This is a genomic window from Micromonospora sp. NPDC006766, assembly GCF_040636055.1.
GTDB lineage: Bacteria > Actinomycetota > Actinomycetes > Mycobacteriales > Micromonosporaceae > Micromonospora.
Genome location: NZ_JBEYIX010000015.1, coordinates 45835 through 67872, shown reverse-complemented (window position 1 = coordinate 67872; position 22038 = coordinate 45835). Strand labels below are relative to the sequence as shown.

Genomic DNA, 22038 nt, shown 5'->3' with positions numbered 1-22038 from the left:
CGGCTCGTCGTAACGACCAGCGGCCGGCTCGCCGAAGCGGCCACCAACGGCCGGCTCGTCGTAACGACCAGCAGCCGGCTCGCCGAAGCGGCCACCAACGGCCGGCTCGTCGTAACGACCAGCAGCCGGCTCGCCGAAGCGGCCACCTGCGGTCGGCTCGTCAAAGCGGCCGCCGTAGCGGTCGGCGGGCGGGCCGACCGGCGCGGGCAGCTGCCGAGGCGGCATCGGCGGCTGCGGCACCGGCGACAGGCCGCGGTCATCGCGCATCGGCGGGCCGGGCCGGTCGGCCATCCGAGGATCGGTGGCCCGCCCACCCGAGGTGCCGCCCTGCTCCTCCAGCTCAGCCAGCTGCCGTTCCACCCGGTCGAGGTGCAGGTCGACCTGCCACTCGTCGTAGCCGTTGAACCGGACCCGGAAGACGACGTCGTGGACCTCCTGTGAGGCCACGGGCGCGCCGACCGGCTGACCGGCGAGGGTCGCCTCCACCCGGTCCAGGAAGGCATCCACCTCGTCGACCTTGTATCCCCGGCGGAGCGCCTTACGCCGGAAACGCTGACCCTGACTCGCCACTATGTCTCCTGGTCTCGTTCGCTACGCCCAAAGTCACGCCGTTGCTGCAGCCGGCGGCTCGGTGTCCCTGTCCTCGGCGGCGGCGAGCTGCCCACACGCGCCGTCGATCTCGCGTCCCCGGGTATCGCGCACCGTGGTCGACACCCCGGCGTCGCGCAACCTCCGGACGAACTCCCGCTCCACCGGCTTCGGGCTGGCATCCCAGCGGCTGCCCGGAGTCGGGTTGAGCGGGATGAGGTTCACGTGGGCCAGCTTGCCGGCCAACAGCCGCCCGAGTAGATCGGCCCTCCACGGCTGGTCGTTCACGTCCTTGATCATCGCGTACTCGATCGACACGCGACGTCCCGTCGTGGCCGCGTAGTCCCACGCCGCGTCCAGCACCTCGGACACCTTCCAGCGCTGGTTGACCGGGACGAGTTCGTCGCGCAGCTCATCATCGGGGGCGTGCAGCGACAGCGCAAGAGTCACCGACAGGTCTTCGCTGGCCAGTCGCCGGATAGCCGGTACCAGGCCAACCGTGGAGACGGTGATGTGCCGCTGGGACAGACCGAGGCCCTCCGGGGCCGGCGCGACCAGCCGGCGGATCGCCCCGACCACCCGCGAATAGTTGGCCAACGGCTCGCCCATGCCCATGAAGACGACGTGTGACAGCCGCGGCGGCGAGCCGGCCACCGCCCCCGAGGCGGCCACCCCGGCGAGGTAGACGGCCTGGTCGACGATCTCCGCGGTCGACAGGTTACGGGTCAGCCCGGCCTGACCGGTGGCACAGAACGGGCAGGCCATGCCGCAGCCGGCCTGGCTGGAGATGCAGACGGTGACCCGGTCCGGGTAGCCCATCAGCACGCTCTCCACCAGCGAGCCGTCGTGCAGCCGCCAGAGCGCCTTTCGGGTGGCACCCTCATCGCAGGCCAGCTCGCGTACCGGGGTGAGCAGGGTGGGCAGCAGCGCCCCGGCCAGCCGCTCCCGGGTGGCCGCCGGCAGGTCGGTCATCCGGGCCGGGTCACGGACCAGACGGCCGAAGTAGTGGTTGGAGACCTGCTTGGCGCGGAACGCTGGCTCCCCCAGCTCGGCGACGAGCGCCTGCCGGCCGGGCAGGTCCAGGTCGGCGAGATGCCGGGGCGGCAGCGCGGGCCGGCGGCCGCGGGCGTCGGGGTCTACGGGGATCAGGGGCAGGCTCGTCATGGCGCGTCCAGTCTGACACGCCCAAGGTTGGTCGCACCCGCCCGTACGTGCCGAATCGACCCCGCCCGGCCGGGGGATGCGGATCCACCCACGTGATCCATCCCTCAGCCCGCCACCGGCACCAGGATCGCCAACAACAGGTACGCCGTCGGCACCGCGAAGAGGATCGAGTCGAGCCGGTCCATCAGGCCACCGTGCCCGGGGAGCAGATTGCTCATGTCCTTGACCCCGAGATCCCGCTTGATCATCGACTCGGCGAGGTCACCGAGGACCGCCGCGCAGGCGATCGCCACCCCGAACAGCGCGCCCCACCCGGGAGCCACGTCGAAGAGCAGCCAGAGCAGCAGGGCGCTGCCCGCCGCGGCGGCGGTCACCGAGCCGGCGAAGCCCTCCCACGACTTCTTCGGGCTGATCCGGGGAGCCATCGGGTGCTTGCCGAAGGCGACGCCGGCCGCGTAGCCGCCGGTGTCGGAGAGCACCACGGCGACCAGGGTGACCAGCACCCGCAGGTGCCCGTCGTCGGGGGCAGCCGCGAGCAGAGCCGCGAAGCCGCCGAGGAAGGGCACGTAGACCGCGATCAGGGTGGCGGCAGTCAGGTCGCGCTGGTAGTTGCCGGGGCCGTCCCCCAGCCGCCAGATCATCGTGCCGAGCACGGTGACCACCAGGCCGAGACTCTGCGCGTCCGGGCCGGCGAACCAGGCCAGGCCAACGGTGATCACACCGCCGGCGATCAGCGGCGGCAACGGCGGGTGGGCTCCACCACGACGGACCGCCTGGGCCATCTCCCAGATGCCGATCGCCACCGCGACGGCGATCACAGCGAGGAACGCCGGTCGGTAGAAAAAGAGCGGCAACAGGATCGCCGCACCGAGGGCCAAGCCGACCCCGATCGCGGCCGGCAGGTTCCGGCCCGCCCGGCTGGACGCCGGTTGGACGGTTGCCGGACGGTCAGCGCTGGCCCGGCGACGGCCCCGAGGACGGCGGCCCGGCGGCGGCTCGTCCCCTACCGCCAACCGCTCGGCCGATTCCTCCCGTACCGGGGCGAGCTGCGTGGTGGGTTCGTCCTGCACCGCGCCAAGCTGCGCCGTCGGGTACTCGTCGTCGCGGTGGGCCGGGCGGGAATCCCACTCCTCGCGGTCGTCGCGGTGGGCCTCGCCGCTGTCCCAGGGGTCTCGCTCGTGGCTGCCCCGGCCCGGGCGCCCCAGGTCCTCACGGTAGCCGGCCTGGCCGCGCCCGCCACGGTCCGTCTCACGGTGCCCCCGGCCGTCCCGGCCGGAACCGGTACGTCCGGGCGATTCCGCGTACGTCTCGGGGGCGGGCGGCCGGTGCCACGGCTCCGGTTCGAAGTCGGTCTCCGGCCACGGCAGGGAGACCGGCCGCTCCCAGCCGCGTGGCTCGGCGGCGCCGTAGGGGTCGGGGCGGGACATCACGAACCGAGCGGAAGCGGTACGAGAGCCACCACATGACGCAAGACCAAGACCATCCCCTACCGGCGTGACTGTTGTGATTGACCGACTCGACGGCCGGGAGACCGCCACTGTTCATCTGGTGATGGTCGCCGAATCGGTGCCGAGCCTACTGCACCCGGGAACCCGGGGCGGCGGACGATGGCCACCACCCAGAACGGCACCGGGCCGCCACCCCGACGCTCCAGGCCGTCAGCCGAGCTGGAGTTGTCGTAGCCGGGTGGTGGCAGGCCGGTGCCGTGACGGGTGGCGGGCCGCTCAGACCTCGAGCAGCTCGTTCTCCTTGTGCTTGATCAGGTCATCGATGGTGGCGACGAATCGCTGGGTCAGGTCGTCCAGCTCCTTCTCGGCGCGCCGGCCCTCGTCCTCGCCGACCTCGCCGTCCTTGACCAGGCGGTCCAGCTCTTCCTTGCCCTTGCGGCGGATGTTACGGACGGCGACCTTGGCCTCCTCGCCCTTGTGCCGGGCGACCTTGATCATCTCGCGGCGGCGCTCCTCGGTCATCTGCGGGAGCAGGATGCGCAGCTGGTTGCCCTCGTTGTTCGGGTTCACCCCGAGGTCGGAGTCGCGGATCGCCCGCTCCATGGCGCCCAGCTGCGAATTGTCGTACGGCTTGATGATCACCATGCGTGGCTCGGGGACCCCAATGGACGACATCTGGGGCAACGGCGTAGGGGTGCCGTAGTAGTCGATAACGATCCGGGAGAACATGGCGGCGTTGGCACGACCGGTACGGATGCCGCCGAACTCCTCCTTGGCGTGCTCGATGGCACGTTCCATCTTCTCCTCGGCCTCGAGGAGGGTGTCGTCGATCACCGGTCTCCTCGCCTCCTTCTGTTGCTCGTCGTGGTGTTGCTGTCGGGTCGGAGGACCGCTGCCGGCTCGGCGGGCCGCTCAGGCGGTGATCAGGGTGCCGATCTTCTCGCCGCCGACGGCGCGAACGATCGTGTCGTCGCCCTGTGCGCCGAAGACCAGCATCGGCAGGCCGTTCTCCATGCAGAGGCTGAACGCCGCGGCGTCGGCCACCCGCAGGTTGCGGCGCAGCACCTCGGAGAAGGTGATCGAGTCGAGCTTGCTCGCGGTCGGGTCGATCCGGGGGTCGGCGGTGTACACCGCGTCCACGCCGTTCTTGCTCATCAACACCACGTCGGCGCGGATCTCCAGCGCCCGCTGCGCGGCCACCGTGTCGGTGGAGAAGTACGGCATACCGGCGCCGGCGCCGAAAATGACCACCCGGCCCTTTTCCAGGTGTCGGATCGCCCGGAGCGGGATGTACGGCTCGGCGACCTGGGCCATGGTGATCGCGCTCTGCACCCGGGTCTCGATGCCCTCCTTCTCCAGGAAGTCCTGCAGAGCGAGGCAGTTCATCACCGTGCCGAGCATGCCCATGTAGTCGGCCCGGGCCCGGTCCATGCCGCGCTTCTGCAGCTCGGCGCCGCGGAAGAAGTTGCCGCCGCCGACCACCACAGAGACCTGCACGCCCCGGCGGACCACGGTGGCGATCTGCCGGGCGATGCCCTGCACGACATCCGGGTCGACGCCGATCGCGCCGCCGCCGAAGACCTCGCCCGACAGCTTCAACACCACCCGTCGGGCCCGGCCGGGTGGTGGGGCGGTCGGATCATCCGCCGCCAGGCTCCGGTCACTCACAACCTGCGTCATCCGCACCGCCCCTTCTGTCGCGCACCTGGGTGCGCGTGCCGCTTACCGCGTACCTGCCGTTGCCGACCTTATGTGACGAGGAGGCCGCGGTGCCTGTCACGTACACCGGCGGCCTCCTCGTCAGATGTTTCGCTGGCCACGAGCGCGTCTCGCGCCCGGGCGGCGGTTCAGGCCTGGCCGACCTCGAACCGCAGGAAGCTGGTGACCTCGATGCCGGCCTCGGCCAGCACCTGCCGAACCGCCTTCTTGTTGTCGGCGACCGACGCCTGCTCCAGCAGGACGAAGTCCTTGAAGAAGGCGTTGACCCGGCCCTCGACGATCTTCGGCAGCGCGGCCTCGGGCTTGTTCTCCTCGCGGGCGGTCTGCTCGGCGACGCGCCGCTCCGCCTCGACGGCCTCGGCCGGGACCTCGTCGCGGGTGAGGTACTTCGGCCGCATGGCGGCGATCTGCATGGCCACGCCGCGGGCGTCCGCGTCAGCGGCCTCGTCGCTCTTGCCGGTGTACTGCACCAGCACGCCGACGGCCGGCGGCAGGTCCTGGCTCTTGCGGTGCAGGTAGACCGCGGTGCTGCCGTCGAGCTTGCCGAACCGGTTGAGGACCAGCTTCTCGCCGATCTTGGCGGACTGCTCCTGGACCAGGTCGGCGACGCTCTTGCCGTCGATGGTGCTGGCGAGCAGCTCCTCGGCGTTGCTCGCCCCGCTGGCCACGCCGTGCTCGACCAGCTGCTGGGCCAGGGCGATGAAGGCGTCGTTCTTGGCGACGAAGTCGGTCTCGCAGTTGAGCTCGAGCAGCGCCTGGCCAGAGTGCGCGATGAGGCCGTTGGCGGCGGTGCGGCTGGCCCGCTTGCCGACGTCCTTGGCGCCCTTGACACGCAGGATCTCGACGGCCTTGTCGAAGTCGCCCTCGGCCTCGGTCAGCGCCTTCTTGCAGTCCATCATGCCGGCGCCGGTGAGGTCGCGGAGCTTCTTGACGTCCGCGGCGGTGAAGTTGGACATGGCTCTCTCTTCGGGTCTTGAGGCTGCGGTGGGATGGTCTGGGTGCCGGTTACCCGGATCCGGGCCGGTTGTGCCCGGGAGGCCCGCCGCGCCCCACCGGCCGGAAAATCGGACGGTGGGGACGCGACGGCTCGATCACTCCGCGGCGGTGGCCGCCGGCTGCTCGTCGCCCTTCTTCGGCTCCTCGAGCAGCTCGCGCTCCCACTCGGCCAGCGGCTCGTCGGCGCCGACCTGGCCCGGCTCGGGCTTCTCGTCGGTGCCCCGGCGGCGGCCGGAGCGGGCGATCAGGCCGTCCGCAGCCGCGGCGGCGACGACCTTGGTCAGCAGCTCGGCCGAGCGGATGGCGTCGTCGTTACCCGGGATCGGGAAGTCGACCTCGTCCGGGTCGCAGTTCGTGTCGAGCACGGCGATCACCGGGATGCCCAGCTTGCGGGCCTCGTCGACAGCGATGTGCTCCTTCTTGGTGTCGACCACCCAGATCGCGGCCGGGAGCTTCTGCATGTCCCGCAGACCACCGAGGGTCTTGGTCAGCTTCTCCTTCTCGCGGGAGAGCTGCAGGGTCTCCTTCTTGGTGTAGCCGGCAGCGGTCCCGCTCAGGTCACCGAGGGCCTCCAGCTCCTTCATCCGCTGGAGCCGCTTGTACACCGTCTGGAAGTTGGTCAGCATGCCGCCGAGCCACCGGTGGTTCACGTACGGCTGGCCGACCCGGGTCGCCTGCTCGGCGATGGCCTCCTGGGCCTGCTTCTTGGTGCCGACGAAGAGGACGCTGCCGCCCTCGGCCACGGTGTTGCGCACGAACTCGTACGCCTTCTCGATGTAGTCGAGGGTCTGGCGCAGGTCAATGATGTAGATACCGTTGCGCTCGGTGAAGATGAAGCGCTTCATCTTCGGGTTCCAGCGCCGGGTCTGGTGCCCGAAGTGAACACCGCTCTCCAGCAGCTGACGCATGGTCACGACGGCCATGGTGGGGTACTCCTTGCGATCCCTGGTTGTCCCGCCCGGCCGGCGGCCGGGCGGCCTGGCACCCGGTCGCCGACCGTGACGGACCCGATCATGATCGGGACCAGGGAGGCCGGCGCACCACGAAATGTCCGTGGAGAGGGCACGCGAGGTCGACCGCGCGAGGCGGTCGCCAGTCGACCAGTGTACGCGCCTTTCCCGTTAGCCGACCCGCGGGTGGGACAACGGGACCACCGGGCGCGGACTCGTCTCAAGATACGGGCATTTCGAGCGATTTCGGGAGTTGTCCCGGTCAGCGGGCGGCGAGCGCCGCCGCGACGAAGAGCACGAGCCCGACGGTGAGGTAGGCCGTCGGCGGCCGGAGCCAGCCACGGGTGCCGTCGGCGAGCGCCAGCCCACCGGTGCGCAGCCCATACAGGCCCACACCGAAGATCGGCAGCCCCAACCCGAGGAACGTGCCCACCACCACGTACGACGTGGACACCGGGTCGCCCACCACACCGCGCAGGAGCACCCGCAGCGCCGGGATCTCCAGGGCCAACACCAGCACCGCCAGCAGCACCGCGAGCGCCGGCCGACGGGTCCGGTAGACGCCGTCCCTCGGCGGCGGCCCGTCCAGCCGGGGCGCGACCGCGGGCATCGGACCGGTCGGCGTGTCCAGCGGGTGCGGTGCCGGGCCGCCCATCGGCTCGGTCGCGGGTGCGCCGGGCCGCTCCCCGATGGTCAACGGCGTGGGCGTGTCGTACGACGGCCGTCCCCCGATCGTCAACGGCGTGGACGTGTCGTACGACGGCCGGTCCACCTCGACGCTCGACGCCGGAGCGGCGATGGTCGGTTCGGCCGGGCGGGACGGCTCGACGATCGGGTAACCGCCCAGCGGACCGGGGCGCAGCGCGTCGCCCGTACGGTCCAGACCGAACGGGTCGGCCGCGCTCTCGCGTACGCTTTCGCCGAGGTCAACGGCCTCGCGCGCCGCCCGGCGGCCACCGCGCTCGCCCGGCAGCTCACCGGAGATCTCCGGACCGTCCAGCCGGCGCGACCCTCGATAACTGTCGGTGTCGTCGCTCAGCGGGTCGGCCAGGCCGCCGAACCGTCCGGGGTCGCCGTACCGGCTTTCGCCGCCGGTGCGCTGCTCGGGTACGGGGAAGTCGTCGTCGCGGTAGCGCGGCTCGCCAGCGGCATGCCAGTCGGGTTCGGCGTACCCGGGATCGCTCCAGGGCGAGCCCTGCTGATCTTCGGGAATGCTCCGTCGTCCGTCCACGACCGGCACCGTATGCGACCGGCTCCGTGCGCGCCATTCGCCCAACTGGGCAACGTCGCCGCTGGCCAGCGTCCCGACCGATGGCGGCAACCGTGCCATAGCACAGTCAAGGCATGATCGTCCGCCCGTCCACAGGGCGCCTCGTCGTCCACAGGAGCGCCGGCGCGCCCCCCGCCACCGGCCGCCGGCCCGCACCGTAGCCGGCATGACGAAGCGGAACCAGGCCGTCGGCGCGTACGGGGAGCGGTGCGCCGTCCGGCACCTGATCGAGGCGGGGCTGCGCCCGGTCGCCCGAAACTGGCGCTGTCCGGACGGGGAGATCGACATCATCGCCTGGGAGGGCCCGGTGCTCGCCGTCTGCGAGGTGAAGACCCGCAGTACGGAGGACTTCGGCACCCCGGCCGAGGCGATCGTACCGACGAAGGCGCGCCGGCTGCGGGGCCTGGCCGCGCGGTGGCTGGCCGAGACGGGCACCACCGCCGAGGAGGTCCGGTTCGACGTCCTGGCCGTGCGGCTCCCCGCAGCCGGTCCGGCCCAGGTCGAGCACGTGAGGGGCGCGTTCTAGCCATGAGCTATGCCAAGGTGCTCTGCGTGGGCCTGGTCGGGGTGGCCGGGCACGTGGTGGAGGTGGAGGCCGACCTGGCGCCCGGGCTGCCGGGCGTGGTGATCTCCGGCCTGCCCGACACGGCGCTGCACGAGGCCCGGGACCGGGTCCGCGCGGCCATCGTCAACTCAGGTCAGAAGTGGCCGAACCGGCGCATCACCCTCAACCTGCTTCCGGCCACCCTGCCGAAGTACGGTTCCGCCTTCGACCTGGCCATCGCGGTGGCGGTGCTCGGCGGCTCGGGCGAGCTGCCGTTGCTGCCACTGGAGCGGATGGTGATCCTCGGCGAGCTCGGCCTGGACGGCACGGTCCGTCCGGTACGCGGTGCGCTGCCCATGGTCGCCGCCGCGGCGAGCGCCGGTTTCGAGCGGGTGGTGGTGCCTGCCGGCAACGCCGCCGAGGCGGCGGTGATTCCCGGCCTGCAGGTACGCGCGGTCGACACCCTGCACCGGCTGGTCGCCTTCGTTCGGGACGGCACGCCGCTGCTCCCACCGCCGGCATCCGCGCCAGCCGACGAGGGGGTCGGGCCCGACCTCGCGGAGGTGGCCGGGCAGCAGCTCGGCCGCCGGGCGCTGGAGGTAGCCGCGGCGGGCGGGCACCATTTGGCGCTGGTCGGGCCGCCCGGGGCCGGCAAGACCATGCTCGCCGAGCGGCTTCCGTCGATCCTGCCGGAGCTCGACGACGGCGCCGCGCTGGAGGTCACCGCCCTGCACTCCATCGCCGGGCTCCTGCCGCCCGGCGGGCAGCTGCTGCGCCGGCCGCCCTTTCAGGCACCGCACCACACGGCCACGGTTCCCTCTCTGGTCGGCGGCGGGTCGGGGCTGGCCCGGCCTGGCGCGGTGTCGCTGGCCCACCGTGGTGTGCTCTTCCTCGACGAGGCACCCGAATTCAACAAGGGGGCGCTGGAGGCGCTGCGGCAACCGTTGGAGAGCGGCCGGGTGCGCGTCGCCCGGACCCGGGGCGCCACGGAGTACCCGGCTCGCGCGCAGCTGGTCCTCGCCGCCAATCCCTGCCCCTGCGCAAAGCCGTCCGGCGACGCGGACTGCGAGTGCACTCCCCTGGCCCGGCGGCGTTACCTGGGCCGGCTCTCGGGGCCGCTGCTGGACCGCGTCGACGTGCGGGTCAGGCTGATGCCCGTACGGGCGGCGGAGCTGCTGGAGACGAGCACGCCGAACGAGTCGTCCGCGGCGGTGGCCGCTCGGGTCGCCGCCGCGCGTCGGGCCGCCGCCGCGCGATGGGCGTCCCCCGGCTACCGGGTGAACGCCGAGATCCCCGGCCCGCACCTGCGCCGGCCGCCGTGGCAGCTGCCCGGGCGTGACACCCGGGAGCTACGCAAGCGGCTCGACGCCGGCTCACTCTCCGCCCGTGGGTTCGATCGGGTCCTCCGGCTCGCGTGGAGCATCGCCGACCTGGACGGGCGGGATCGCCCGGACGGCGGGGACATCGCCGAGGCCATCCAGCTCAGGACGGGAGAGGGCGCATGAGCGAGCGTCAGCGAGCGAATCATCAACGCAGGGCGGTGGTGCCTCATGACGGCACGGAGCGAAGCGGAGTGCCGGCATGAGCGAGCGTCAGCGAGCGAACCATCAATCATTGGCGGACCGCCGACTGGCGCGGGTGGCCCTGACCTGGCTGACCGAGCCGGGGACCCGGTTGGTGCACCGGCTGGTCGAGCGGCTCGGCCCCGTCGCCGCGCTCGAGCTGCTGCTCGACGGCGAGGCGCCGGACCAGACGCTCCGGTCCGCGGTGGCCGCCCGATCGGCCGGCGGCGACGCCAGGGCGGTGGCGGAGCAGGCCCTGACGCACACCGAACGGCTCGGCGCACGGGTGGTCACCCCCGAGGACGAGGAGTGGCCGGCCCGGGTCGACGACCTGCACCGGCTGAGGCTGCCCGGAGCAGAACGGCGGGTCGACCTGGAGACCGCGCCGCCGCTCTGCTTCTGGGTACGCGGCTCGTGGCCGCTCGGGCAGGCGTTCGACCGGTCCGTCGCCGTCGTCGGTTCCCGGGCGGCGACACCGTACGGAACCCACGTTGCCACCGAGCTCGGGTACGGGCTGGCCGACCGCGGCTGGACGGTGATCTCCGGCGGGGCCTTCGGCATCGACTCCGCCGCGCACCGTGGCGCGCTGACCGCCGGCGGGCTCACCGTCGCCGTGCTGGCCTGCGGGCTGGACCGCCCGTACCCGATGGGCAACACGGCGCTCTTCGACCGGATCGCGGAGACCGGCCTGCTGGTCAGCGAGTGGCTGCCGGGCGCCGACCCGCTGCGGCCTCGGTTCCTCATCCGCAACCGGGTGATCGCGGCGGGCACGCTGGGCACGGTGCTGGTGGAAGCGGCGGCCCGCAGCGGCGCGACGCAGACCCTCAAGCGGGCGATCGGCGTCGACCGGCCGGGGATGGTGGTGCCGGGCCCGGTCACCTCCGCGATGTCGGTGGGCGCGCACGAGCTGCTGCGCGAGGAACCCAAGACCCGGCTGGTCACCGGTGTCGCGCATGTGCTGGAGGAGGTGGGGCGCATCGGCGAGGACCTGGCGCCGCCCGCCCGGGCCCCGGAACGGCTCCGCGACCAGCTCGACGACGAGGCGACGCAGGTGCTGGAGGCGCTGCCCCGGCGCAGAGTGCTGGCCCTCGACGACGTCGCGGCCCGCGCCGGGGTGGACCTGCGCACCGCCATGCGCAAACTGTCCATGCTGGAGGAGCTGGCCATGGTGGTACGCCGCGACGACGGCTACGCCCTCGCGCCGCCACCCGCCAACGACACCCGAGTGTGACACGGTGCCGGGTCAGGACAGTGCGCTGACCTGCCGCCGGCCGGTCCCGCCCGTAGGCTGGTCGGGTGTCCGCCGACAGCACCTTCCGCGCCGGCCGCGAGACGCCGCACCAACGTCGCGGCACCCGGGCTGCCCATCAGGCGCTGCCACCGGAGATGCGGGAGACGGTGGATGCGTTCGCCGAGCACCTGGCCGGGGTGCGCAACCGCTCCGCGGACACGGTGCGGGCGTACGTGACCGACCTGGTGTCCCTGCTCGACCATGCGGCACGCCTGGGTTGCGCCGCCCTGTCGGAGCTGGACCTGACCGTGCTGCGGAGCTGGTTAGCAAAGCAGCGGACGATGGGTGCGGCGCGCACATCGCTGTCCCGCCGGGCCGCCTCGGCCCGCACGTTCAGCGCGTGGGCGCACCGGGCCGGCCTGCTCAGCACCGATGTGGCGGCCCCGCTGGCCAGTCCCCGAGCGCACCGGGAGCTGCCCACGGTCCTGCGGGCCGACCAGGCCGCCACCCTGATGGACGCCCCGCACCAGGCCACCGGGCAGGCGGCGCCGAACGGCGAAGGCGCCGGCGACACGGTGCCGCTGCGCGACCGGGTGCTGCTCGAACTTCTCTATGGCACCGGCGTGCGGATCAGCGAGGCGTGCGGGCTCGACGTCACCGACGTCGACCACGCCCGCCGCGTGGTCCGGGTCCTCGGCAAGGGCGGGCGGGAACGGGCGGTGCCGTACGGGGTGCCGGCGCAGCGCGCGCTCGACGCCTGGCTGAGCCGGGGCCGACCCGCCCTGGCCGGATCCGGCTCGGGGACAGCGCTGCTGCTCGGTGCCCGAGGTGGGCGACTCAACCCGACCACGGCGCGTCGGATCGTCGCCCGGTACGCCGAGACGGCCGGCCTGCCCCACACGACTCCGCACACGCTGCGCCACTCGGCGGCCACCCACCTGCTGGAGGGCGGGGCTGACCTGCGGGCCGTGCAGGAGTTGCTCGGCCACTCCTCGCTGGCCAGCACCCAGATCTACACGCACGTGTCGGTGGAGCGGCTGCGGGCGGCGTACCGCCAGGCGCACCCGCGGGCCTGAACCGGGCCAAAGAACCGCGAGGTGATGATCCACGGCGGGCTACCATCAGCGGATGACGGTCCCGCAGCCACCCGAGCCGATCCCCGGGGCTCGGCTGCTCTTCTCGCTCGACCCGTCGGTCAGCCATCTCAACCACGGATCGTTCGGCGCGGTCCCGATCGTCGTACAGCGGGCCCAGCAGCGCCTGCGTGACGAGATGGAGGCGAACCCGCTCCGCTTCTTCACCCAGGGCCTGATCGACCGGATCACCCACACGCGACGGCACCTGGCCACGTTCCTGGGCGCCGACCCGGACGGCACCGCGCTGGTCGGCAACGCCACCACCGGCGCGGCGGTGGTGCTCCAGTCGCTCGGCCTGCGCCCCGGCGAGGAGGTCCTGACCACCGACCACGGGTACGGGGCGGTCGCCTTCTCCGTGGCGCGGGAGTGCCGACGGACCGGGGCGGTGTCCCGGACGCTGCCGGTGCCGCTGAACGCCACCGACGAAGAGGTGGTCGAGATCGTCCGGGCCGGGTTGCGCCCGGGCCGTACCCGGTTGCTGATCGTCGACCAGATCACCTCGCCCACCGCCCGGCTCTTCCCGGCCGCTGCGATCGTCGGGGTGGCCCGGGAGCAGGGGGTGCCCGTGCTTGTCGACGGGGCGCACGCGCCGGGCATGCTGCCGACCACGGTCGCCTCGATCGGCGCGGATTTCTGGGTCGGCAACCTGCACAAGTGGGCGTACGCGCCGCGGGGCACCGCCGCACTGGTGGTGGCCGAGCCGTGGCGGGAGCGGATCCAACCGCTGGTCGTGTCGTGGGAACAGGACGGCGGCTTTCCCACCCGGGTCGAGTGGCAGGCGACGCTGGACTACACGCCGTGGCTCGCCGCTCCGGCGGGCCTGTTCGCCCTGCGCAACCTGGGCCTGGACCGGGTACGCGCGCACAACGCCGCGCTGGCCGCGTACGGGCAGCGGGTGGTCGGGGACGCGCTCGGGGTGGCGCCGACCCACCTGCCGGAGCCCGGCGGACCGGCGGTGGCCATGCGACTCATCCCGCTGCCGCCCGGCGTCGCCACCACGCTGGACGCGGCGCGGGCACTGCAGGCCCGGATCGCGGACCAGCTCGCCGCCGAGGTGGCGGTGGCGGGCTGGAACGGCCGGGGCTGGCTGCGCCTCTGCGGCCAGGTCTACAACACCCCTGACGAGTACGACCGGCTGGCCGTCCGCCTTCCCACGCTGCTCGCCCACGGCTGAGCGGCGCCGGCGGCCGGGCCGTCAAGGGCCGGCGACGTCGGCGGCCGGGGCGTCGACCGGGAGCAGCCGGACCGCGCCGAGGCCGAGCAGGGCGAGCGGGTCCAGGTATTCCTCGCCCCGGCGCAGCCCCCAGTGCAGGCACGCCTCGGCGGGGCAGCCGAGGTGGCCGGCGAGGAGATCACCGATGGGCGTTCCGGTCGCGACCTGCGCGCCGACCGGCAGCCCGGGGCGTACCGGTTCGTAGGTGGTGCGTAGCCCGTCGGCATGCCCGACGGTCACCACCGGGCGCCCGGCCACCGGGCCCGCGAAGAGGATCATCCCGGCTCCGGCGGCACGGACCTCGACTCCCGGGTCGGCGGCCAGGTCGACGCCCCGGTGGCCGGGCAGCCACGGCTGGGGCGGTGGATCGAACCGGCGTACCGGTCGGGGCGTGCCGGCCAGCGGCCAGTCGAACCGCGCGGCGTCGGGCGAATGGGAAGCCGGCCGGTTCGCCACGGGCTCTGCCTGCGGCCGGGGATCCACGGCGTGGGCGGCGGCCATGGCCGACCCGGGTCGGACTGCGGCCGGGGCGACCACCAACAGGAGAGCGAGGGCCGGGACAGCCCGGCGCACCAGGAACGACATGACGCACACCCTGCCGCCGAGACCCGGCAACCCACCATCGCCGACACCGGCGACTGTGGACGAGGGCCCGGCTGTGGACAGCCCCCAAAGCCGGAACTGATCTGTTACGGGCGCGACGCCTATGCTGGCCGCGTGACGAGGGACTGGTACGCCTGGCACGCCGACTACGACCAACCCGATTCCGCCCTGTCCCGCCGCCTGGCGGAGGTACGGGAGCAGCTCCGGCAGGCGTTGGACCGGGCACCAACGGGCCCGTTGCGGGCGATCAGTCTCTGCGCCGGGCAGGGGCAGGACCTGATCCCGGTGCTCGCCACCCATCCCCGGCGGGACGACGTCACCGCCCGGCTGGTCGAACTGGACCCGCGTAACGCCGAGATCGCCCGCGCGGCCGCCGCCGAGGCCGGCCTCACCGGGGTCGAGGTGGTGGTGGGCGACGCGGCGCTCACCGACCGGTACGCCGATCTCGTGCCGGCGGATCTGGTCCTGGTCTGCGGGGTCTTCGGCAACATCGTCGAGGCGGACATCCGGACGACCGTCGGGCACTGCGCCGCGCTCTGCGCCACCGGCGGCACCGTGCTGTGGACTCGGCACCGGCGTGAGCCGGACCTGGTGCCCACCATCTGCGACTGGTTCGTGGAGGAGGGTTTCACCCCGGTCGAGGTGAGCAGCCCGGCCGACGGGGTGGGAGTCGGTGTGCACCGGTTCACCGGGCCGCCCCGCCCGCTGCCGCCCGGCGTGACGATGTTCGAGTTCGTCGGCTACGACCGGCTGGCATCACCCCGCACCGAGGAGCAGACATGACCACTGTGGATGACATCAGCCACCCCTCCCGGATCGCCGGGCCGGACGAGGCGATCAGCGCCGAGGAACTCCAACTGGCCGCGCGTAACCACGGGATTCCACTGGAGGCGCTCCGCTACGACGTGACCCCGGCCGGCCTGCACTACCTGCTCATCCACTACGACATCCCGCACGTCGACCCGGCGGCGCACACGCTGACCGTGGACGGCGCGGTGGAGCGACCGCTCAGCCTCGACCTGGCCACGCTACGGGAGCTGCCCCGGGTCACCCACCGGGTGACGCTCGAATGCGCCGGCAACGGCCGGGCGCTGCTGCATCCGCGCCCGGTCAGCCAACCGTGGCTGGTGGAGGCGGTGGGCAATGCCGAGTGGACCGGTACCCCGCTGGCACCGCTGCTGCGCGAGGCCGGGCTCGCCAAAGACGCCGTGGACGTGGTCTTCACCGGCGCCGACCACGGGATCGAGCGCGGTGTGGAGCAGGACTACCAGCGGGCGCTGCCGGTCGCGGACGCGTTGCGCGAGGAGGTGCTGCTCGCGTACGAGATGAACGGCGCTCCCCTGCTGCCGCAGCACGGCGCACCGCTGCGGCTGATCGTGCCCGGCTGGTACGGCATGGCACACGTGAAGTGGCTGCGGAACATCCGGGTGCTGACCGAGCCCTTCGAGGGCTATCAGAACGCGGTGGCGTACCGGCTGCGGCAGGAGGCGGGCGACCCGGGTGTGCCGGTGACCCGGATCGAGCCGCGCGCCCTGGTACGCCCACCGGGCTTTCCGGACTTCATGTCGCGTACCCGGGTGCTGCGCCCGGGGCCGTGCACGGTGGACGGTCGGGCCTGGTCGGGGCACGCGCCGGTCACGGCCGTCGAGGTGACCTTCGACGACGGTACGACCTGGGTGCCGGCGACCCTCGACGAACCGGCCGGGGGCGCGTGGGCGTGGCGGCGCTGGCACGTCGAGTGGCACCCGACGCCGGGGCGTCACGTGCTGGGTGCGCGGGCGACGGACGCCTCGGGGCGGACCCAGCCGGTCGAGCAGCCGTGGAACCGGGGCGGTTTCGCGAACAACTTGGTGCAGCGGGTCGAGGTGGTGGTGCTGGCGGAGTGATCCGCCGCCGGGGGCGGGCAGCCGGTCGGGCCGGCCCGCCGCCCGGCCGGGTCAGCCGCCGAATCCGGAATCCGCAGGCAGCGAGATGTCGGGCTTCTCCAACTCCTCGACGTTGACGTCCTTGAACGTCATTACCCGGACGTTCTTGACGAATCGGGCGGGACGGTACATGTCCCACACCCAGGCGTCGTGCATCTCGACCTCGAAGTAGACCTCGCCGTCGGAGTTACGCACGTGCAGGTCGACCTGGTTGGCCAGGTAGAAGCGGCGCTCGGTCTCCACCACGTAGGAGAACTGGCGGACAATGTCGCGGTACTCCCGGTAGAGCTGCAGCTCCATCTCGGTCTCGTACTTTTCGAGATCTTCGGCGCTCATCGCTCTCCGCCTTCCATGACCACATCTTCCCCCACCGGCGCCGGAGGTCGCCGCTGCTCGCCCCACGCCACGCCGACGGTACCCCCTGCCGCCCCGGACCGCTCCATCGGCTCGTCCGGGCCGCCGAAGAGCATCGCACCTGGGCCGTCGGCGAGCTGCTCACCCGCGCCGCCGAAAAGCGGCTCACCCGGGCCGCTGCCGGCGGGGCGTCGGGAGCGCGGCGGCCGGCCGTCGCGCCCGGAGACGGTGGCCACGTTCGCGTACGAGAAGCGGTGTTCCCGGCACGGCCCGAGCTCCCGCAGCGCGGCGGTGTGCTCGGGCGTGATGTAGCCCTTGTGCTCGGCGAAGCCGTAGCCCGGGTGTCGCTCGTCCAACTCGACCATGATCCGGTCCCGGGTGACCTTGGCCAGCACGCTGGCCGCCGCCACACAGGCGGCCACCCGATCGCCCTTCCACACCGCCAGCCCCGGCACGTCCAGCCCGTCGACGCCGAAGCCGTCGGTCAGCACGTATTCCGGGCGGGTGGTCAGCGACGCCAGCGCCCGGCGCATCGCCGCCAGATTGCACACGTGCAGCCCGCGCGCGTCGACCTCCGCGGCGGGTATGACCACCACCGCGTACGCCAGGGCCCGGGCCACCACCTCGTCGTGGATCCGCTCCCGGCTGGCCGGGGTGAGCAGCTTGGAGTCGGCCAGCCCGTCGATCTCACCGCGCCGCCCCTCGGGCAGCACCGCAGCGGCGGCCACCAGCGGGCCGGCGCAGGCGCCCCGGCCGGCCTCGTCGGCGCCGGCCACGTGCCGGAAGCCCCGCCGTTGCAGAGCCCGTTCCAGGGCGTAGAGGCCACCGTCGCGGCGCACCACGGTGCGCGGGGGCGTCAGCACGGGGCACCCCCGGAAGGCGCGTCGACGAGCGGCACGCGGGCCGCGCGGCGAGGGGCGTGGACAGTCACCTCCCCAGCCTGCCAGACGCGTCCGACGAACGCCCACGCCCACTCGGGTCAGGGATTGGGGATCCCGTCGAACTGCTTCGGCACCGTGAGCCAGGTCGCCCGGCTGGGCGGCCAGAAGATCGTGAAGGCCCGGCCGACCACCTGGTCCTCGGGGATGGTGGCCTCGGTGATGTCCGCGCCGGACTGCTGCCAGTGCTCGAGGGAGTCGCCGGAGGCCTGTCGGTGGTCGCCCATCACCCAGAGCCGCCCCTGCGGCACGGTGATGTCGAAATCCTGGTCGGCCGGCTTGTTGCCCGGGTAGATGAACGGCTCGTCGATCGGCTTGCCGTTGATGATGAGCCGCCCCTGCGGGTCGCAGCAGACCACATGGTCGCCGCCGACGCCGATCACCCGCTTGATGAAGTCCTCGCCCTGCGGGTTGCCGCTCCACGAGGTGGGCGCCTTGAAGACGATCACCTCGCCCCGGTGCGGCGAGCGGAAATCGTAAACCAGCTTGTTGACCAGCACCCGATCGTCGATCTTGAGGGTGTTCTCCATGGACGGGGACGGGATCCAGAAGGTCTGCAGCACGAAGGCACGTACCAGCACTGCGACCAGGATCGCCACGCCCAGGAGAATGGGCAGCTCCTTCCAGAAGGAACTGCGTGGCTTTTCGGTCTGCTCGTCGATCACGGGAGGAGCCTACGTTGCCCGGTGCGGCGCGGTCGCCCCGAACGCGCGAGAACGCCGGAGCGCGGCCGTGACCGGGAGGAGCAGGACCACACCGCCCACCGGGTCGGGATCCACCGGGACCGGCCGGGCCGGTGCCGCCTCGGGCTGCGGCAGGTCGGCGAAGGACTGCGGGACGGGCAGGGTGGCCCACCGCTGCGACGGCCACACGATCATGAAGGCCCGGCCGACCACGTTGTCGATCGGCACCGGCCCCTGGCACCGGGCGTCCTGGGAGACCAGCCGGTGGTCGCCCATCACGAAGATCTGGCCCGGCGGTACGACCACCTCGGTGAACTGCCGGGAGCGGCACTCCCTCGCGTTCGGCGGCAGCTCGATCGGCGAATCCTCCGACACGTACGACCGCTCGTCCAGCGGCACGCCGTTGACCACGACCCGGCCCTCGTCACAGCACCAGACCCGGTCGCCGGGTACGCCGATGACCCGCTTGATGAAGTCCTTCTCGCCGGGACGGCTGATCCCGACCAGGTCGCCGAGGGTCCGCCCGACCCGGCCGAGGAAGTTGGTCGTCGGCACCGGGGCCTCCTGAGCCACCCACCTGTCGGTGCCCCGGAAGACCACCACCTCGCCGCGGGCCGGTTCGCGGACGTCGTAGACGACCTTGTTGACCAGCACCCGGTCACCGATGAGGAGGGTGTCCTCCATCGACCCGGAGGGGATGAAAAACGCCTGGAGCAGGAAGGTGCGGATCAGCACCGCCAGGCAGAACGCGACGACCAGCAGCAGCGGCAGCTCCTGCCACAGGGGCAAATGCCGGCGGTGGCGCCGGACCCGCCGGTGCCACGGATCGACGGCGCCGTCCTCGTCAAGCATCTGCACCATGCCACTCTCCGGTCCGCGGAAACGACACTACCGCCCGGGAGTCTCGCCAGAGACCCCACGGGCGGTAGTGGATCGCTGTGCCGCCGCGAGCAAGCGCGGCGCGCCGTCACCGTGCGCCCGTACGACCAGGGTAATGCGCTCGGGTCGATACGCCATACGCGCAGGTCAGGCCGGGTGGCGAACGGAAATTCAGCTCGCCGGCTGCTTCTCGCGCAGCTCCTTGATCTTGGCCTTCTTGCCGCGCAGCTCGCGCAGGTAGTAGAGCTTGGCGCGCCGCACGTCACCGCGGGTCACGACCTCGATCCGGTCGATCGCCGGGCTGTTCACCGGGTAGGTCCGCTCCACACCCACACCGAAGCTGACCTTGCGGACCGAGAAGGTCTCGCGCAGACCGTCACCCTGGCGGCGGATGACGACGCCCTGGAAGATCTGGACCCGGGACCGGTTACCTTCGACGACCCGCGCGTGCACCTTGACGGTGTCACCGGCACGGAAGTCGGGGAGGTCGGCACGCTTCGACTGGGCGTCAAGGGCGTCCAGGATGTTCATCGCTGTGTCCTCGTGAGGCTCACGGCGCACCGGCAGTCGATGCGCGGATGGGTGATTCTGACCCTCGGGTGGATGGCCGACGACGCCGACCCCGGTCGAGGGTCCTCGCAGCCGCCCACGGCGTGGACGGATGCGGCAACCCCACTACTTTGCCACATCCCCCGGCGGCAGCTGAAACCCACCCCGGTCCAACGCCGCCCGGTCCCGCTTGTCCAGGCTCTCCGGTGGCAGTGCGGCGATCATGTCGGGGCGGCGGGCGGCGGTACGCAGCAGCGACTCGTCGCGCCGCCAGCGGGCGATCTTCCCGTGATCGCCGGAGCGGAGCACCTCCGGCACCTCGTGCCCGCGCCAGGCCGCCGGCTTGGTGTACATCGGCGCCTCCAGCAGCCCGTGGGCGTGCGACTCCTCGTCCAGCGAGCCGGCGTTGCCGAGCACGCCGGGCAGGAGCCGGGTGACCGCCTCCAGGATCACCAGCACCGCCACCTCGCCGCCGAAGAGCACGTAGTCGCCGAGGGAGACCTCGGTCACCCGCATCCGGGTTGCCGCGTGGTCGAGCACCCGCTGGTCGATGCCCTCGTACCGGCCGCAGGCGAAGATCAGGTGCGGCTCGGCGGCCAGCTCGTGCGCCATCGCCTGGGTGAACCGGACCCCCACCGGGGAGGGCACCAGCAGCCGGGGCTCCGGGTCGCCGTCCGCGCCGGGCACAAGGGCGTCCAGCGCCTCACCCCAGGGCTCCGGCCGCATCACCATGCCGGGCCCGCCGCCGTAGGGCGTGTCGTCGACCGTGCGGTGCACGTCGTGGGTCCAGGTCCGCAGATCGTGTACGGCGAGCCGCAGCGAGCCGTTCACCCGGGCCTTGCCGATCAGCGACAGGTCCAGCGGGGCGAAGTATTCGGGAAAGATCGACACGATGTCGACGCGCATGAACGGTGGCTCCAGCTACAGGTCGAGCAGACCGCCGGGCGGGTCGACGACGACCCGACCGCCAGCGAGATCCACCTCGGGCACGATCGCCTTGACGAACGGGATCAGCGCGGTACGCCCCTCGGGACGCCGCAGCACCAGCAGGTCAGAGGCAGGGGCGTGGTCGATCCGGGCCACCTCGCCCAGCCGCTCGCCGGCCAGGGTGACCACGGCGAGGCCGACCAACTGGTGGTCGTGGAACTCCTCCGGGTCCTCCGGCGGGGCGATCTCGTCGCTGCTTACCCCGAGCAGGGTGCCGCGCAGCGCCTCGGCGACGTCGCGGTCCAGCACGCCCTCGAACGCGACCAGCATCCGCCCCTGGTGCATCCGGGCGAACTCGACGGTCAACTCCGCCGGCACCTGGTAGGCACCAGGCGTCGCGGGCGCGACCGCCCCCGGCATGGTGCGCAGCACCATGCCGGGGGCGAACCGTGCTTCAGGCTCATCGGTCCGCACCTCCACGGTGACCTCACCGCGGATGCCGTGCGGCTTGCCGATCCTGCCGACGATGAGAAGCATCAGTACGAGTCGACGATGTCGACGCGTACCCCGCGCCCGCCGATGGAGCCGATCACCTGGCGCAGCGCCTTGGCGGTCCGGCCGGACCGCCCGATCACCGTGCCGAGGTCCTCCGGGTGCACGCGGACCTCGAGCCGCTTGCCCCGGCGAGAGTCGACCATTCGCACCCGGACGTCGTCCGGGTTGTCAACGATCCCCTTGACCAGGTGCTCCAGGGCGGGACGCAGCGCCATGTCAGGCCTGCTCGCCGGACTCGGCACCGGTCTGCTCCTCGGCCTTCGGCGCCTCGGCCTCCGGCTTGGCGGCCTTCTTGGCCGGCTTGGCCGGGGCCTCGGCCAGGCCGGCGGCGGCCTTCGCCTCGGCCTCGTACGCCGCCTGACGGTCGGCCCGCTCCGCGGCGACCTTCAGCGGCGGCGGGGCCGGCAGGCCCTTGTACTTCTGCCAGTCGCCGGTCAGCTCCAGCAGACGCTGCACCGCCTCGCTCGGCTGCGCGCCGACGGACAGCCAGTACTGGACCCGCTCCGACTTGACCTCGATCACCGAAGGGTCTTCCTTCGGCTGGTACACACCGACGAACTCGATCGCGCGGCCGTCACGCTTGGTGCGCGAGTCGGCGACGACGATGCGGTACTGCGGGTTGCGGATCTTGCCCATCCGCAGGAGCCGGATCTTTACGGCCACAGTTGTTTCGCTCCTGTTGCGATCTCACCGGCCCGGTAAGGGCGGTGTGCGGGTGAGCGCCGACCGGCACAGTGGGGTTGGGCCGGAGACTGCTCGGTCAACTGGCGACGCGCCCGGGTTAGAGGGCGCCGGACGCGCGCC

25 protein-coding genes are annotated in these 22038 nt (G+C 72.5%); 7 read left to right on the top strand and 18 right to left on the bottom strand.

The genetic code is table 11. The annotated features are described in order from the left end of the window. From ABZ671_RS15990 to ABZ671_RS15955, 8 genes are all read right to left on the bottom strand, one after another. Window positions 1-570, bottom strand: a 570-nt coding sequence (locus ABZ671_RS15990; RefSeq protein ID WP_357857649.1) for a DivIVA domain-containing protein, incomplete at its 3' end; no start/stop codon positions are given. Window positions 571-603: 33 nt separating this feature from the next. After that, window positions 604-1752, bottom strand: a complete 1149-nt coding sequence (gene rlmN, locus ABZ671_RS15985) for a 23S rRNA (adenine(2503)-C(2))-methyltransferase RlmN (protein WP_357857646.1) — start codon at window positions 1750-1752, stop codon at window positions 604-606. Window positions 1753-1856: 104 nt separating this feature from the next. Then, on the bottom strand, window positions 1857-3179 hold the full coding sequence (locus tag ABZ671_RS15980) for a phosphatidate cytidylyltransferase (protein ID WP_357857783.1): 1323 nt from the start codon (window positions 3177-3179) through the stop codon (window positions 1857-1859). 297 nt (window positions 3180-3476) lie between these two features. After that, window positions 3477-4034, bottom strand: a complete 558-nt coding sequence (gene frr / locus ABZ671_RS15975; protein WP_357857643.1) for a ribosome recycling factor — start codon at window positions 4032-4034, stop codon at window positions 3477-3479. Window positions 4035-4112: 78 nt separating this feature from the next. After that, complete coding sequence (gene pyrH / locus ABZ671_RS15970) at window positions 4113-4880, bottom strand: UMP kinase (protein WP_091190591.1); 768 nt, start codon at window positions 4878-4880, stop codon at window positions 4113-4115. A gap of 167 nt (window positions 4881-5047) precedes the next feature. Further along, window positions 5048-5875: a translation elongation factor Ts gene (gene tsf, locus ABZ671_RS15965; RefSeq protein ID WP_357857640.1), complete on the bottom strand. Its 828-nt coding sequence runs from the start codon at window positions 5873-5875 to the stop codon at window positions 5048-5050. Between the two features lie 135 nt (window positions 5876-6010). After that, entirely contained in the window at window positions 6011-6838 is an 828-nt protein-coding gene (rpsB, locus tag ABZ671_RS15960; RefSeq protein WP_357857637.1) for a 30S ribosomal protein S2, read from the bottom strand. Window positions 6839-7127: 289 nt separating this feature from the next. Further along, the gene (locus tag ABZ671_RS15955) at window positions 7128-8096 is read right to left on the bottom strand and encodes a hypothetical protein (RefSeq protein WP_357857634.1); all 969 of its coding nucleotides are present in this window, start codon (window positions 8094-8096) and stop codon (window positions 7128-7130) included. 205 nt (window positions 8097-8301) lie between these two features. Here ABZ671_RS15955 and ABZ671_RS15950 point away from each other — a divergent pair, with 205 nt between their 5' ends. From ABZ671_RS15950 to ABZ671_RS15930, 5 genes are all read left to right on the top strand, one after another. After that, window positions 8302-8661: a YraN family protein gene (locus tag ABZ671_RS15950; protein WP_357857631.1), complete on the top strand. Its 360-nt coding sequence runs from the start codon at window positions 8302-8304 to the stop codon at window positions 8659-8661. Between the two features lie 2 nt (window positions 8662-8663). Continuing rightward, a complete protein-coding gene (locus ABZ671_RS15945) occupies window positions 8664-10184 on the top strand; it encodes a YifB family Mg chelatase-like AAA ATPase (protein WP_357857628.1) in 1521 nt (506 codons plus the stop codon). A gap of 109 nt (window positions 10185-10293) precedes the next feature. Beyond that, window positions 10294-11472, top strand: coding sequence for a DNA-processing protein DprA (locus ABZ671_RS15940; protein ID WP_357857625.1), 1179 nt, complete (start codon window positions 10294-10296; stop codon window positions 11470-11472). A 155-nt stretch (window positions 11473-11627) separates the two neighbouring features. Further along, complete coding sequence (locus ABZ671_RS15935; RefSeq protein WP_357857780.1) at window positions 11628-12548, top strand: tyrosine recombinase XerC; 921 nt, start codon at window positions 11628-11630, stop codon at window positions 12546-12548. A 52-nt stretch (window positions 12549-12600) separates the two neighbouring features. Next, window positions 12601-13782: an aminotransferase class V-fold PLP-dependent enzyme gene (locus tag ABZ671_RS15930; RefSeq protein ID WP_357857622.1), complete on the top strand. Its 1182-nt coding sequence runs from the start codon at window positions 12601-12603 to the stop codon at window positions 13780-13782. A 21-nt stretch (window positions 13783-13803) separates the two neighbouring features. Here the strand turns inward: ABZ671_RS15930 and ABZ671_RS15925 are convergent, their stop codons facing one another. Next, complete coding sequence (locus ABZ671_RS15925) at window positions 13804-14406, bottom strand: M23 family metallopeptidase (RefSeq protein ID WP_357857619.1); 603 nt, start codon at window positions 14404-14406, stop codon at window positions 13804-13806. A 132-nt stretch (window positions 14407-14538) separates the two neighbouring features. Between ABZ671_RS15925 and ABZ671_RS15920 the strand changes: the two genes are divergently transcribed. Both ABZ671_RS15920 and ABZ671_RS15915 read left to right on the top strand, forming a co-directional pair. Then, the gene (locus ABZ671_RS15920; RefSeq protein WP_357857616.1) at window positions 14539-15207 is read left to right on the top strand and encodes an SAM-dependent methyltransferase; all 669 of its coding nucleotides are present in this window, start codon (window positions 14539-14541) and stop codon (window positions 15205-15207) included. Next, on the top strand, window positions 15204-16310 hold the full coding sequence (locus tag ABZ671_RS15915; RefSeq protein ID WP_357857613.1) for a sulfite oxidase: 1107 nt from the start codon (window positions 15204-15206) through the stop codon (window positions 16308-16310). The genes ABZ671_RS15920 and ABZ671_RS15915 overlap by 4 nt, the downstream gene beginning before the upstream one ends. Window positions 16311-16361: 51 nt before the next feature. On the opposite strand, the gene ABZ671_RS15910 is transcribed toward ABZ671_RS15915, so the two are convergent. The 9 genes from ABZ671_RS15910 to rpsP form a co-directional block, all read right to left on the bottom strand. Then, window positions 16362-16685: a DUF2469 domain-containing protein gene (locus ABZ671_RS15910; protein WP_007075222.1), complete on the bottom strand. Its 324-nt coding sequence runs from the start codon at window positions 16683-16685 to the stop codon at window positions 16362-16364. Next, complete coding sequence (locus tag ABZ671_RS15905; protein WP_357857610.1) at window positions 16682-17566, bottom strand: ribonuclease HII; 885 nt, start codon at window positions 17564-17566, stop codon at window positions 16682-16684. Before ABZ671_RS15905 ends, ABZ671_RS15910 begins: the two co-directional genes overlap by 4 nt. 116 nt (window positions 17567-17682) lie before the next feature. Then, a complete protein-coding gene (lepB, locus tag ABZ671_RS15900; protein ID WP_357857607.1) occupies window positions 17683-18306 on the bottom strand; it encodes a signal peptidase I in 624 nt (207 codons plus the stop codon). Window positions 18307-18315: 9 nt separating this feature from the next. Further along, complete coding sequence (lepB, locus tag ABZ671_RS15895) at window positions 18316-19185, bottom strand: signal peptidase I (protein WP_357857604.1); 870 nt, start codon at window positions 19183-19185, stop codon at window positions 18316-18318. A gap of 189 nt (window positions 19186-19374) precedes the next feature. Then, complete coding sequence (gene rplS, locus ABZ671_RS15890; protein ID WP_357857601.1) at window positions 19375-19734, bottom strand: 50S ribosomal protein L19; 360 nt, start codon at window positions 19732-19734, stop codon at window positions 19375-19377. A 144-nt stretch (window positions 19735-19878) separates the two neighbouring features. Beyond that, window positions 19879-20658, bottom strand: coding sequence for a tRNA (guanosine(37)-N1)-methyltransferase TrmD (trmD, locus tag ABZ671_RS15885; protein ID WP_357857598.1), 780 nt, complete (start codon window positions 20656-20658; stop codon window positions 19879-19881). Between the two features lie 15 nt (window positions 20659-20673). After that, a complete protein-coding gene (gene rimM / locus ABZ671_RS15880) occupies window positions 20674-21216 on the bottom strand; it encodes a ribosome maturation factor RimM (RefSeq protein WP_357857595.1) in 543 nt (180 codons plus the stop codon). Beyond that, a complete protein-coding gene (locus tag ABZ671_RS15875) occupies window positions 21216-21476 on the bottom strand; it encodes an RNA-binding protein (protein WP_357857592.1) in 261 nt (86 codons plus the stop codon). Before ABZ671_RS15875 ends, rimM begins: the two co-directional genes overlap by 1 nt. Then, window positions 21451-21897: a 30S ribosomal protein S16 gene (gene rpsP / locus ABZ671_RS15870; protein WP_357857589.1), complete on the bottom strand. Its 447-nt coding sequence runs from the start codon at window positions 21895-21897 to the stop codon at window positions 21451-21453. Before rpsP ends, ABZ671_RS15875 begins: the two co-directional genes overlap by 26 nt. Window positions 21898-22038 lie beyond the last annotated feature (141 nt).

Excerpts from the sequence above, each read along its gene's own strand:
- ABZ671_RS15980 (WP_357857783.1), bottom strand. The coding sequence starts at position 3,179 with ATGTCCCGCCCCGACCCCTACGGCGCCGCCGAGCCACGCGGCTGGGAG.
- ABZ671_RS15925 (WP_357857619.1), bottom strand. The coding sequence starts at position 14,406 with ATGTCGTTCCTGGTGCGCCGGGCTGTCCCGGCCCTCGCTCTCCTGTTG.
- ABZ671_RS15915 (WP_357857613.1), top strand. The coding sequence starts at position 15,204 with ATGACCACTGTGGATGACATCAGCCACCCCTCCCGGATCGCCGGGCCG.
- trmD (WP_357857598.1), bottom strand. The coding sequence starts at position 20,658 with ATGCGCGTCGACATCGTGTCGATCTTTCCCGAATACTTCGCCCCGCTG.
- rpsB (WP_357857637.1), bottom strand. The coding sequence starts at position 6,838 with ATGGCCGTCGTGACCATGCGTCAGCTGCTGGAGAGCGGTGTTCACTTC.
- ABZ671_RS15910 (WP_007075222.1), bottom strand. The coding sequence starts at position 16,685 with ATGAGCGCCGAAGATCTCGAAAAGTACGAGACCGAGATGGAGCTGCAG.
- ABZ671_RS15950 (WP_357857631.1), top strand. The coding sequence starts at position 8,302 with ATGACGAAGCGGAACCAGGCCGTCGGCGCGTACGGGGAGCGGTGCGCC.
- lepB (WP_357857604.1), bottom strand. The coding sequence starts at position 19,185 with ATGGTGCAGATGCTTGACGAGGACGGCGCCGTCGATCCGTGGCACCGG.
- rplS (WP_357857601.1), bottom strand. The coding sequence starts at position 19,734 with ATGAACATCCTGGACGCCCTTGACGCCCAGTCGAAGCGTGCCGACCTC.
- pyrH (WP_091190591.1), bottom strand. The coding sequence starts at position 4,880 with ATGACGCAGGTTGTGAGTGACCGGAGCCTGGCGGCGGATGATCCGACC.
- ABZ671_RS15945 (WP_357857628.1), top strand. The coding sequence starts at position 8,664 with ATGAGCTATGCCAAGGTGCTCTGCGTGGGCCTGGTCGGGGTGGCCGGG.
- tsf (WP_357857640.1), bottom strand. The coding sequence starts at position 5,875 with ATGTCCAACTTCACCGCCGCGGACGTCAAGAAGCTCCGCGACCTCACC.
- ABZ671_RS15930 (WP_357857622.1), top strand. The coding sequence starts at position 12,601 with ATGACGGTCCCGCAGCCACCCGAGCCGATCCCCGGGGCTCGGCTGCTC.
- rimM (WP_357857595.1), bottom strand. The coding sequence starts at position 21,216 with ATGCTTCTCATCGTCGGCAGGATCGGCAAGCCGCACGGCATCCGCGGT.
- rlmN (WP_357857646.1), bottom strand. The coding sequence starts at position 1,752 with ATGACGAGCCTGCCCCTGATCCCCGTAGACCCCGACGCCCGCGGCCGC.
- ABZ671_RS15935 (WP_357857780.1), top strand. The coding sequence starts at position 11,628 with ATGCGGGAGACGGTGGATGCGTTCGCCGAGCACCTGGCCGGGGTGCGC.